Origin of the sequence: Solidesulfovibrio fructosivorans JJ], from assembly GCF_000179555.1 — a bacterium.
Taxonomy (GTDB): domain Bacteria; phylum Desulfobacterota; class Desulfovibrionia; order Desulfovibrionales; family Desulfovibrionaceae; genus Solidesulfovibrio; species Solidesulfovibrio fructosivorans.
The window spans coordinates 136,019-146,607 of sequence record NZ_AECZ01000011.1; the positions used below are offsets into that span (position 1 = coordinate 136,019).

At 64.9% G+C, this 10,589-nt stretch carries 12 protein-coding genes; 3 read left to right on the forward strand and 9 right to left on the reverse strand.

All coding sequences use genetic code 11. The features are described from left to right. Positions 1-6: 6 nt before the first annotated feature. Positions 7-753, reverse strand: coding sequence for an HAD family hydrolase (locus DESFRDRAFT_RS09975; RefSeq protein WP_005993535.1), 747 nt, complete (start codon positions 751-753; stop codon positions 7-9). Further along, positions 750-1,763 (reverse strand): phosphotransferase family protein, encoded by a 1,014-nt coding sequence (locus tag DESFRDRAFT_RS09980; protein ID WP_005993536.1) that lies wholly within the window; start codon positions 1,761-1,763, stop codon positions 750-752. The genes DESFRDRAFT_RS09975 and DESFRDRAFT_RS09980 overlap by 4 nt, the downstream gene beginning before the upstream one ends. Positions 1,764-1,988: 225 nt before the next feature. Between DESFRDRAFT_RS09980 and DESFRDRAFT_RS09985 the strand changes: the two genes are divergently transcribed. The 3 genes from DESFRDRAFT_RS09985 to DESFRDRAFT_RS09995 all read left to right on the forward strand — a co-directional run bounded on the left by DESFRDRAFT_RS09985 (position 1,989) and on the right by DESFRDRAFT_RS09995 (position 3,557). Next, positions 1,989-2,351: a cereblon family protein gene (locus tag DESFRDRAFT_RS09985; RefSeq protein WP_144004993.1), complete on the forward strand. Its 363-nt coding sequence runs from the start codon at positions 1,989-1,991 to the stop codon at positions 2,349-2,351. Positions 2,352-2,489: 138 nt separating this feature from the next. Beyond that, on the forward strand, positions 2,490-2,924 hold the full coding sequence (locus DESFRDRAFT_RS09990) for a cereblon family protein (protein WP_005993538.1): 435 nt from the start codon (positions 2,490-2,492) through the stop codon (positions 2,922-2,924). Positions 2,925-3,086: 162 nt separating this feature from the next. Then, on the forward strand, positions 3,087-3,557 hold the full coding sequence (locus DESFRDRAFT_RS09995; RefSeq protein ID WP_005993539.1) for a cereblon family protein: 471 nt from the start codon (positions 3,087-3,089) through the stop codon (positions 3,555-3,557). 75 nt (positions 3,558-3,632) lie between these two features. On the opposite strand, the gene DESFRDRAFT_RS10000 is transcribed toward DESFRDRAFT_RS09995, so the two are convergent. The 7 genes from DESFRDRAFT_RS10000 to xseA all read right to left on the reverse strand — a co-directional run bounded on the left by DESFRDRAFT_RS10000 (position 3,633) and on the right by xseA (position 10,398). Beyond that, positions 3,633-3,875, reverse strand: a complete 243-nt coding sequence (locus tag DESFRDRAFT_RS10000; protein ID WP_005993540.1) for a hypothetical protein — start codon at positions 3,873-3,875, stop codon at positions 3,633-3,635. Between the two features lie 136 nt (positions 3,876-4,011). After that, positions 4,012-4,983: a deoxyhypusine synthase family protein gene (locus tag DESFRDRAFT_RS10005; protein WP_005993541.1), complete on the reverse strand. Its 972-nt coding sequence runs from the start codon at positions 4,981-4,983 to the stop codon at positions 4,012-4,014. Between the two features lie 184 nt (positions 4,984-5,167). Continuing rightward, the gene (dxs, locus tag DESFRDRAFT_RS10010) at positions 5,168-7,069 is read right to left on the reverse strand and encodes a 1-deoxy-D-xylulose-5-phosphate synthase (RefSeq protein ID WP_043794446.1); all 1,902 of its coding nucleotides are present in this window, start codon (positions 7,067-7,069) and stop codon (positions 5,168-5,170) included. Positions 7,070-7,143: 74 nt separating this feature from the next. Beyond that, on the reverse strand, positions 7,144-7,767 hold the full coding sequence (locus tag DESFRDRAFT_RS10015) for a nitroreductase family protein (RefSeq protein WP_005993543.1): 624 nt from the start codon (positions 7,765-7,767) through the stop codon (positions 7,144-7,146). 32 nt (positions 7,768-7,799) lie between these two features. After that, on the reverse strand, positions 7,800-8,699 hold the full coding sequence (locus tag DESFRDRAFT_RS10020; protein ID WP_005993545.1) for a polyprenyl synthetase family protein: 900 nt from the start codon (positions 8,697-8,699) through the stop codon (positions 7,800-7,802). Then, positions 8,696-8,965 (reverse strand): exodeoxyribonuclease VII small subunit, encoded by a 270-nt coding sequence (xseB, locus tag DESFRDRAFT_RS10025; RefSeq protein ID WP_005993547.1) that lies wholly within the window; start codon positions 8,963-8,965, stop codon positions 8,696-8,698. The genes DESFRDRAFT_RS10020 and xseB overlap by 4 nt, the downstream gene beginning before the upstream one ends. Continuing rightward, complete coding sequence (gene xseA / locus DESFRDRAFT_RS10030; RefSeq protein WP_005993549.1) at positions 8,962-10,398, reverse strand: exodeoxyribonuclease VII large subunit; 1,437 nt, start codon at positions 10,396-10,398, stop codon at positions 8,962-8,964. The genes xseB and xseA overlap by 4 nt, the downstream gene beginning before the upstream one ends. Positions 10,399-10,589: the final 191 nt, after the last annotated feature.

A 10,589-nucleotide genomic window follows, 5' to 3' on the forward strand; every position in this document is an offset into this window, starting at 1 on the left:
CCGCGCCTAGCCCTGCTCCTCGAAAAAACGCACCGCGTTTCGCAGTTCGCCGAAGTTGTAGATGTTGTAATGGGCCTCGACGCCGTCCATGGATTGCTGCCCCTGGCCGGAGGCGAAAAAGACCGTGCGCAGCCCGGCCTGGCGCGCGCCGTAAACGTCGCGGTACATGTCGTTGCCGACAAAAAGCACTTCCCCGGCATGCAGATGCATGCGTTTGAGGGCCAGGGCGAAGATGCGCGGATCGGGCTTGCGGTAGCCGAGGTCGCCGGAGACGATGACGGGGTAGAAATAGGAATCGAGGCCGACCATGCGCATCTCGGGCACGGCCCAGGCCGTCTGGGCGTCGGTCAGGGCGGCGAGGCGATAGCGCGGCCGCAGCTCGTCGAGGACCTCGCGCACGCCGGGGTAGAGTTCCAGGCAATTGAGCGCGATGCCCCGGTAGAGCTCGGCCAGAAAATGCGGCAGCACGGCCAGCTTGTTTTTGGGGATCGTCACCCCGGACCGACCGGCCCGGTCCAAAATGAATTCCCGCCACACGGCCACGGCGTCGAACTCCGGATACTGCTCCCCGCCGCGCCGGCGCTGGTCCTTTAGAATCTGGTAATAGCCGTCGCGCACGTCGCCCCGGTTGGTGCGGATGCCGTAATACTTGAGCAGGTGGCTGATGGAACGGTAGATCTGCTCGTTGCCCTCGTCGGTTTCGATATGGACGAGGGTGCCGTTGATGTCGAAAATGATGCCCCGCACCGTCATGCCAAACCTCCCTTTAAAATGGCCTTGCCCTCCTGGATGAGCCGTCTTCTGTAGGCGTCGTCGAGCCAGTGGTTGCGGGCGATGCGCAGAAGCGTCAGGCCAAGATAAAACGGCAGCCGTGCCGTTATGGCGTCGAAGGCCCGCTTCCTGTCGGGAAAATGCCCGGCGTATTCCCACAGGAAATGGCCGATGAACGGTTCCGAACGGGCGGGGTTGCCCGTCGCCAACATAAAGCAGTGCTTGAGCTCCCCGCAAAGCCGGCCCACGTCGTAGACCCGGTCGTCGCGGTGCATGCGCTCGAGGTCGATGGCGCACACGTCGCGACCATGGCCGAAGAGAAAATTGGAGGGTGTGGCGTCGCCGTGGACGCAGACCTGCGCGTCCTGCCACACCTCGGGCCGGGCGGCGTAGGCCCGGGAAAGCTCGCGCAGCCGGTCGAGGCGCCGGGAGGACGCCATGCCCTGCCCGCCAAGATAGGTCAGCACCCGCTCGAAATAGGCCTGGGTACGGGTGAAATCCACCCGTTCGCCGCCGGCCGTGCCGTTGTGGAGCCGGGCGAAAAACCGGGCCAAACCGGACAGCTTGGTGAAAAGCCTGTCCGAGCGGCCCGCTCCGGCGGCCTCCGCGATGACGGCGTCGAGCTGTTCGCCGGTCACATGCTCCACCACGAGCAGGTCCCCGAGATCGCGATTGGCTCCCAAGGGGCGCACAACGGTATCCGGCGGCCCGGTAAAGCCCAGGCTTCTCACGTATTCGAGATTGCGATATTCGTTTTGCGCGGACTGGGGCGCGTTGCTGCCGTTTAAGCCCCGGGCGCGGGCGTAGAACTTGCCCACCACCCGGGCCCCGCTCCATTTGTCCTCGTAGAGGTAGACGTCGCTTTCGGCCGAAACGCGGTAGACCCGCCAGCGCGGTTCCCGCCCGGCCGCCGTAAGCTGGGGCAGGATGCAGTCCCGCAAATAGCCCTGCAAGGGATCGTTTAACGAGAGGTGTCCGAGGTAGACGCGCATTCAAAAAAAACCATGTGGCGGCCGGTTTGGCGAGCCGGTCTGCCACCGGGCCGCCCCATCGGGAAAATTGTATAAAAGCACCGGCCCGCGCGCAATGGAAATCGCCAGCCGGAGCCATCCATGCCCCTTTCCCCCTTCCCACGGGTCATCCAGCCGCCCCGTCCCATCCCGAGGTGGGGCCGCGCGCCGGGTGACGGGCCGGGCAGGACCGGGCGGCCCGGCCGGATGATCGAACCCCGGGCCGGGGCCGCCCTGCCGGGCGACCGCCCCCTTTGCTGTATCGCCTGCCGCGCCGTGGTCACCTCCGAAAACCGGCGCATCACGGTCGACGGCGACCACCGCCATACCTTCGCCAATCCGTACGGCCACATTTTCGAGATCGGCTGTTTTGCCGCCGCCCCCGGTTGCCTGGGGGCCGGGGCGGTGACGTCGGATTTTTCCTGGTTCCCGGGAACACGCTGGCAAATGGCGCTTTGCGCGGTGTGCCGGCTCCACCTTGGCTGGCGTTATGTCCCTGTATCCGGGGGATTTTTCTTCGGGCTGATCCTCAACCGCCTGGTGTCCGGTCCGGCCGCATCCGAGGTCTGAGGATGTGAAAAAATGCGCATAATTCGTCTTGGCCAGCTAAATTTAACTTGACTAAATCAACTAAAATAGCATTTTTTGACTTAAATGCAAACGGAAAAGGGCCGTCGTCCAACACGGCTTCGACCCGAGGAGCATTTCATGAAAGCCTCAGGCGTGTTTTTGACAACAAATTCAGCAGATGACCTGATCTTAGAGCCGCAGCCCAGGTTCGTGTTCGACAATCCCGACCTAGCCCACGCCGACCGCATCGCCTGCGCCGTGTGCGAGATGGAAGTCACCCGGGCGGGCATGCGCATCGCCATCGGCGGACACCACCGCCACACCTTCCCCACCGCCAAGGGCGTGGATCAGGAATTCGGCTGTTTCTCCCTGGCCCCCGGCTGCCGCGTCATCGGCCACTTCAAGCTGGACTTCACCGGCGAGGACGACGGGTTGTGGCAGACGGCCTTTTGCGCCACCTGCGGCGCCCACCTCGGCTGGTATTACCTGTCTTCCAGGGGGCTGGGCTTTTTCGGCCTGATCCAGGACCGCCTGCTCGCCCTGCCGGAAGATATGGCTGGTCTGCCCGAATAACGTCCCCGCCGGGGCGCGGCAGGTCCGCGACCGGAAACTTTCCGGCCGACGCTTGCCTGCGCCCGCGGCGTGACTATTTAAAAAACGAACTCCGAAAGGAGGAAATAAACAGACAACGGGAGCGCCACCGCAGCACACGCAAGCGGCCCGTGGGGAGCCCCCATGAACAAGCATATCACCCTTTTCACCACCAACCCGCCCTTCCATCTCACCTACGACCTGGACGAGGCGGACAAGACGGACGATACGGGCACTTTCCCCCGCCCCTGCATCACCAATCCGGCCCTGGCCCATGGCGACCGCTTCGTCTGCGCCCAATGCGGGGCCGCCATCACCAGTTCGGCCCTGCGCATCGCCGTCGACGGCTCCCACCGCCACACCGTGCCGTCCGGCTTCGGCCCGGACCAGGAAATCGGCTGTTTCTCCCTTGCCCCGGGCTGCGCCGTCATCGGGCATTTCGCCATGGATTTCGCCAAGCCCTCGCGAGGCCAGTGGCGCATGGCCGTTTGCGCCACCTGCGGCGCACACCTCGGCTGGCATCACCATGCCGACGACGGCACCGGTTTTTTCGGCCTGATTCTCGACCGCCTGGACGTCGGGGACGAGGCGACGGACCAAGACCAAGACGGCTAACTTCCCAGCTTTTCGGACGCAAAAAAGGCCGGAGGCTCACGCCTCCGGCCTTTGACTTCAATTGGCCTTTACGAGTCAAACCTTGGAAACCGTGACCACATCCTCGAATTCGGCCGTGACCTTGAAGGTCTTTCCCTCGGATTCGACACAGTAGTCGCAGCCGGGAAAGAGCTGGATCGTCGGCGTGAACGCATCGCCTACATAGAGGTCCTTGGCCTCGCCGTTGGTCTCGAACCGGATGGTCGTCCCGTCGCCAAGCGTCACCATCTGTTCGTGATCAATGCTGACGGGCAGATCGGCTTCGGTGAACTCGCTCATGGCAGCCTCCAGGGTTTGCGGTTTCGTGCGTTATGCGTTTCCCCGCGCGGGCGGGCCGAAATGCGTTCTCGTTTCCGCGATTTCAAGCTACGCCCATTCCCATTGACTGCCAAGAGTTTGCGCTTTTTATCACGAACTACCAGCCCAAAACGTAGCCGAAAATCAGCGGGGCCACGAGGGAGGCGTCGGAGTTGATCATGAAACGCGGCGTGTCCACGTCCAGCTTGCCCCAGGTGATCTTCTCGTTGGGCACGGCCCCGGAGTAGGAGCCGTAGGACGTGGTCGAATCGCCGATCTGGGCGAAGTAGGCCCAGAAAGGCGTGTCCTCGATCCGCAGGTCCTGGATCAGCATGGGCACCACGCAGATGGAAAAATCGGCCGCTATGCCGCCGCCGATCTGGAAAAATCCGACCGGCGTGTCGGTCCTGGCCTGCTCCGTGTACCACTTGGCCAAAAGCTCCATCTGTTCGGTGCCGTGCCGCACCGCGTCGTGGCTCTTCACATGGCCCTGCATAACCTCGGCGCAAAAAATGTTGCCAAGCGTGCTGTCCTCGAAACCGGGGGTGAAGATGGGCAGTCCCTTTTCCTTGGCGGCCAGCACCCAGGAATGTTCGCGCGGAATCTGGAAAAACTCCGCAATGTCGGACTGGTCCAGCAGCGCGTACATATATTCGTAGGGGAACTTCGACTGGCCGGTCTCGGCCGCGTCGACCCAGAGCTTGGAGATACGGTGCTGCACCTGCCGCATGATGCCCTCGGGAATGCAGGTGTCGGTCACGCGGTTGAAGCCGCCCTCGTAAAGCTCCTTTTCCGCCTCGGGCGAGAGATCCCGGTATTCGGGGACCATCTTGTACTCGTTGTGATTGAAGAGGTTGAAGAGGTCCTCCTCAAGGTTGGCGGCGGTGCAGCTTATGGCGTGGACCTTGTCCTTGCGGATCATCTCGGCCAGGGAAATGCCGAGCTCGCAAGTGCTCATGGCCCCGGCCATGGACAAGAACATCTTGCCGCCCTTGCCGAGCAGGTCGTTCCAGGCCTTGGCGGCGTCCAGGGTCTCGCGGGCGTTGAAGTGACGGAAATGGGTTTCCATGAAACGGGATATGGCGGCCATCATGACTCCTTCGGTTATGTCGGGGCGGGGCTGTATGGGGAAAATCCCCGCACCACGTGATGCCTGGGCAGTGGGCGAATGTGCCTTGATAACAGGTATGGCCCAGGACGCGAGAACGAGAAACATAGCCGCTCTTGGGCGCACCGTAAAGCGGCGCGCCCCGGACTTTCCCGCACAAATGGGGCTACAGGCCGAGCAACGCGCGCAAAGCGGCCTTGATGCCATCCTTGTCGATACCGCAAATCGCCCGCAAGGCCTTTTGCGCGCCGTGCTCCACAAAGTCGTCGGGCAGCCCCAGCCGCCGCACGGTCAGCCCGGTAAGCGCCCCGGCGTCGGCGAGCATCTCCAGCACGGCCGAACCGAAGCCGCCCTGCAGCACGTTTTCCTCGGCCGTCAGCCACAAGGGGAATTCCTTGGCCAGCGCCAGCAACTGCTCACGCGGCAACGGCTTGACAAAGCGCGCGTTGAAAACCGCCACCTCGCGCCCGGTCTCGGCGGCCAGTTCGTTGGCCGCGACCACGGCCGGCATGACCCGGCTGCCGATGGCGACGACCAGCCCGTCCTTGCCGGGCCGCGCCATCTCCCCCTTGCCGATGGGCAGAGGCTCGGGCTTTTCCGGCAGAGGCAGGCCTTCGCCGGCCCCGCGGGGATAGCGTATGGCCACGGGGCCGGACTGGGCCAGGGCCGTTGCCAGCATCCCCGGCAGTTCCGCCTCGCTGCCCGGGGCCATCACCGTCAGGTGGGGGATGTGGCGCAGGTAGGACAGGTCAAAGGCCCCATGGTGGGTGGCCCCGTCCTCGCCCACCAGCCCGGCCCGGTCGAGGCAGAAGGTCACGGGCAGGTTTTGCAGGCACACGTCGTGCACGATCTGATCATAGGAACGCTGCAAAAAGGTGGAATAGACGGCGACCACGGGCTTGAAGCCCTCCTTGGCCAGACCGGCGGCAAAGGTCACGGCGTGCTGCTCGCAGATGCCGACGTCCACGAAGCGCTCGGGCATGGCGGCGGAGAAATCGGAAAGCCCCGTGCCCTCGGGCATGGCGGCGGTGATGGCCATGACGCGCGCATCGTCCTTGGCCAGGGCGGTCAGGGCCCGGCCGAAGACCTGGGTGTAGCTCGGCGGGCACACGCCCGGCTTTTCCACCAGCCCGGTCTCGGGCTCGAAACAGCCCACCCCATGAAAATAGGTGGGGTTTTTCTCAGCCGGGGCGTAGCCGCGCCCCTTTTTGGTCAGCACGTGGACCAGCACCGGGCCCTCGATCTCGCGCACTTCCTTGAACACCTCGGTCAGACGCGCCGTGTCGTGGCCGTCGATGGGACCGAGGTAGTTGAAGCGGAAAGCCTCGAACAGCATGCCGGGCGTGAAAAAGCTTTTGAACGACTCCTCGCCGCGCTTGACGTAGCCCATGACGTCGCCGCCGAAGGGGAAGGAACTGATCCAGTTCTCCATGTCCTTTTTAAACCGCTTGACCCAGCGCTGGTTGAGCTTGCGGCTTAAGAAAAGCGAAAGCGCGCCGACGTTTTTCGAGATCGACATCTCGTTGTCGTTTAAGACGACGATGAGCCGGCCGCCCCAGCCGCCGGCCTGGTTGAGCCCCTCGTAGGCGAGTCCGGCGGTCATGGAGCCGTCGCCGATGATCGCCACCACGTCGTGGTCCTCGCCCTTGCGGTCCCGGGCCATGGCCATGCCGAGGGCGGCGGAGATGGAGGTGCTCGAATGGCCCACGCCGAAATGGTCGTAGGGGCTTTCGGCCGGGCGCGGAAAACCGCTTATGCCGTGCAGAGTGCGCAGGGTATGGAAGTTCTCCTGGCGGCCGGTCAAAAGCTTGTAGGCATAGGCCTGATGGCCCACGTCCCACACCAGCCTGTCCCGGCCGGGATCGAACACGGAGAGAAGGGCCAGGGTCAGCTCCACCACGCCGAGCGACGGGGCCAGATGGCCGCCGTTCATGGAGACCGTGCCGATGATGACCTGCCGGATCTCCTCGGCCAGGACAGCCTTTTCCTCCGGCGTCAACCCGGCCACGTCATGGGGAGTTTGAATCCGGGGAAGGATGTGAAGCGCCGTGTCCGAAAGTACGGTCATCTGCTGGTCCTTTTCTTGTGCCTGCCGGATGACGCCAAAAGTGGGCATCGACAGCACGGCTTCATTGCCGGCCATCACCAGACGTCGTGATGGACCCGGTCGGGCCGATAGCGGTCCTTTGGGGCGGGCTGCTCGGCCGGATGGCCGATGACGAGCAGCGCCATGGGGGTTGTCGTCTCCGGCATCTTGAGCAACGCCCGAAACGCCGCCACCCGTTCGGGCAGCGGATAAATGCCGGTCCACACCGCGCCAAGGCCCATGGCATGGGCGGCGAGGAGCATGTTCTGGGCGCAGGCCGACGTGTCCTCGATCCAATAGCCGCCGCATTTGTCCAGGGAGAGATCGCCGGCGACCAATATGGCCACCGGGGCGTTTTTGGCATAGGCGGCGTAGGGGTTGATGCCACCGACCTTGGCCAGGATCGCCTTGTCGCGCACCACCACGAACTGCCAGGGCTGCTCGTTGCAGGCCGAAGGGGCCTGCATGCCGCAGCGCAGGATCTCCTCGACCTTTGCGTCCGTCACCGGCTCGGCGGTGTAAGCGCGCACGCTGCGCCGGGTCTTGATGGCGGTTATGGCGTCCATGGCCGCCGGCGTCTCCCCGGCCCAGGCCGCCCTGGCCGCGAAAAGCGCCGGAGCCGCCCCGGCTAAAAGCCCAAGCACCCTTCTCCTGCCCATGCGTCGTGCCTTGCCGATCATGTCGCCTCCCGGCGCGGCTTACGGCTTCGCGCCTATTGGACCCGAACCACGATATAGCGGGCCAAATCCCGCAGAAAATCCGCCGCCGGACCATCGTAGGCGGCAATGGCGGCCAGGGCCGCATCCACACGCTGCCCGGCCAGCCGCCGGCTCTCGTTAAGCCCGACCAGACTCGGATAGGTGCTCTTGCCCTGCTCCCGGTCGCTGCCCACGGGCTTGCCCATGGTGGCCGCATCGCCAACCTCGTCGAGAATGTCGTCGACGATCTGGAACGCCGCGCCCACGGCCTCGCCGTACTCCCGGGCCCGGCTGATGCCGTCCTCGGCCGCGCCGGCCAGGATCGCGCCGCACACACACGAAGCGGTAATGAGCGCTCCGGTCTTGAGCGCCTGCATATGGGCCAGTTCGGCCAGGGTCACGCCCTGGCGGGCGGTAAATTCCATATCCAGCATCTGGCCGCCGACCATGCCGGCCGCGCCCGCCGCCCGCCCCGCCTCGGCCAGGGCCGGCAGCACCAACTCGGCCGCGACAGCCGGCCAGGAGCGGCTCATGCAACCAAACGCCTCGGTGAGAAGCGCATCGCCGGCCAGGATGGCCCCGGCCTCGCCGAAAACCTTATGGTTCGAGGGCCGGCCCCGGCGCAGGTCGTCGTCGTCCATGGCCGGCAGGTCGTCGTGGATAAGCGAATAGGTGTGGATAAGCTCGAACCCGGCGGCAAACGGCATGACGCTGGCCCGGGGCGCGCCGAAAAGCTCGGCAAAGGACAGGCACAGGCAGGGCCGCAACCGCTTGCCCCCGGCCATCAACGAATATTCCATGGCCGAAAGCAGTCCCTCGGGCACGCCGCGCTCCCGCATGCGCGCGCCGAAGCGCTCCCGGATGTACACTTCCACTTCGGCCGCCTGGGCGGCCAATCGTTCCTTCACCGTCACGCGAGTTCCTCCCCGTCTTCGCCGTCCGCATCGGCAAGCCGCGCATCTTCGACGTCAAAAGGCTTAAGCGCGCCGTCCTCACCGGCCAGGGACAACTCCAGCTTGGCCGCCTCGAGCCGTTTGCGGCAGTCGGCGACAAGCCCCATGCCTTCCTTGTACAGGGCCACACCCTTTTCCAAGGGAACATCTCCGGCTTCCAGCCGCGCGGCGATACGTTCCAGGCGTTCCAACGCCTTTTCAAAAGACTCTTGTTTGCCCGCGCTCATGCCTTCTCCCCGTCGCGTCCGACATCGTCCGCATCCGCCGGTGCGGGCGCGACGTCCGTTACCCGCGCCTCGACGCGGCCTGCATACACCATGATGGAAAGGTTGTCGCCCGGCCGCGCATCCCCCGCCCGGCGCAGGAATTTACCGGTGCGGGAAAGCGTCGTCAGGCTGTAGCCGCGCGCAAGCGGCCCCATGGGATCGAGGCCGGCCAGCTCGGCCGCGGCCAGATCCAGCCGGTTTTCCCGCCCGGCCAGGAAAAATCGCAACGCATTGCCGAGCCGCTCCGTCCGGCGGGAAAGGGATTCCTCCCTGGCTTCCAGGCTGTGCGGCCCATACTGCCCCGCCATCTTGGCGGCAACCGCATCCAACCGGGCGGCAAATTTTCCCAGCCAGCCGTTCCCGGCCCGCGTAAGCCGCGCCGCCGCGCCAGCGAAAGATTCATCCAACCGCGCCAATCGCTGCCGGGGCGAGAGCCAGGCAAGCCCCCGGGCCAGGGCGACAAGCTCCCGCTCCCGCATGGCCACAAGCCGCGCCATGCCGCGCCGCGCCGCCATCTCCAGATCGTCCAGGCGCTGGGTCAGTTGGGCCCGCTCCGGCCACAAGAGCTGGGCGGCATGACTTGGCGTGGCCGCCCGCACATCGGCCACCATGTCGGCAATGGTCACGTCGACCTCATGGCCCACGCCGGTCACAACCGGCAGCGGCGAGGCGAAGATCGCCCCCGCCACTTCGGGCGTGTTAAACGCCCACAAATCTTCCAGCGACCCGCCGCCGCGAATGAGCACCAACACTTCGGCCCAGTCGTCGGACACGGCCCGCAGCATGGCCCGGACAATCCCCACCGGCGCGGCGTCGCCCTGGACCAGCGTCGGGTAAATGCGCACCGCCGCCCCGTGACCCCGCTCCCGGCCGATGCGGATGAAATCGCGCACCGCCGCGCCCGCCGGCGCGGTCACCACCGCCACCCGCAGCGGATGACGCGGCAAGGCCCTTTTCCTCTCCTGGGCAAAATAGCCCTTGGCCGCCAGCTCCTTTTTGAGCGCTTCGAATTCCTGCCACAGCCGGCCCTCGCCCACCTCCTGCACCAGCTCGGCCACCAGCTGATACACACCGCGCGGGGCATAGACCGTCAGCCGCCCGGCAACCATGATCTCCATGCCATCGGCCAGACTCTTCGCCAGCGACTCCTCGAAAACCTCGCCCGTCAGCGGGTCATACCGCCCCCCACCCGCCAAGGCCTTGCCGCCCTGCGCGCCCCGAAACCACACCACCGCCAAAGACGCCTCGGCATCGCGCAACGAAAAATACAAATGCCCCGAGCCCGGCCGCGACAAATTCACCACCTGCCCGCGTACCCAGACAAAGGGGAACTCGGACTCGACGACGTCCTTCACCGACCGCGTCAGTTCGCTGACTTCAAAAACATGGGGCATTGTGGTGATAGGGGGAGGAGGAGATGGGAAGGCATCCGGGGGAGGGAACCCCTTTTTGAAAAAAGGGGTTCCCTCCCCCGGACCCCCACCCTCCCCAAAAACTTTTAAAGGGTTGCAACCGAAAAAAATTCTTTTCTTTTAACCATATTCCAAAAAAATTCCTTATTCCTTCGCCCCGCAGGGGCGACGGC

Bases quoted from the DNA above. Each gene is read 5' to 3' on its own strand.
- DESFRDRAFT_RS09985 (WP_144004993.1), top strand. From the start codon at position 1,989: ATGATCGAACCCCGGGCCGGGGCCGCCCTGCCGGGCGACCGCCCCCTT.
- xseB (WP_005993547.1), bottom strand. From the start codon at position 8,965: ATGAGCGCGGGCAAACAAGAGTCTTTTGAAAAGGCGTTGGAACGCCTG.
- DESFRDRAFT_RS09995 (WP_005993539.1), top strand. From the start codon at position 3,087: ATGAACAAGCATATCACCCTTTTCACCACCAACCCGCCCTTCCATCTC.
- DESFRDRAFT_RS09980 (WP_005993536.1), bottom strand. From the start codon at position 1,763: ATGCGCGTCTACCTCGGACACCTCTCGTTAAACGATCCCTTGCAGGGC.
- DESFRDRAFT_RS09975 (WP_005993535.1), bottom strand. From the start codon at position 753: ATGACGGTGCGGGGCATCATTTTCGACATCAACGGCACCCTCGTCCAT.
- dxs (WP_043794446.1), bottom strand. From the start codon at position 7,069: ATGACCGTACTTTCGGACACGGCGCTTCACATCCTTCCCCGGATTCAA.
- xseA (WP_005993549.1), bottom strand. From the start codon at position 10,398: ATGCCCCATGTTTTTGAAGTCAGCGAACTGACGCGGTCGGTGAAGGAC.
- DESFRDRAFT_RS09990 (WP_005993538.1), top strand. From the start codon at position 2,490: ATGAAAGCCTCAGGCGTGTTTTTGACAACAAATTCAGCAGATGACCTG.
- DESFRDRAFT_RS10005 (WP_005993541.1), bottom strand. From the start codon at position 4,983: ATGGCCGCCATATCCCGTTTCATGGAAACCCATTTCCGTCACTTCAAC.
- DESFRDRAFT_RS10015 (WP_005993543.1), bottom strand. From the start codon at position 7,767: ATGATCGGCAAGGCACGACGCATGGGCAGGAGAAGGGTGCTTGGGCTT.
- DESFRDRAFT_RS10000 (WP_005993540.1), bottom strand. From the start codon at position 3,875: ATGAGCGAGTTCACCGAAGCCGATCTGCCCGTCAGCATTGATCACGAA.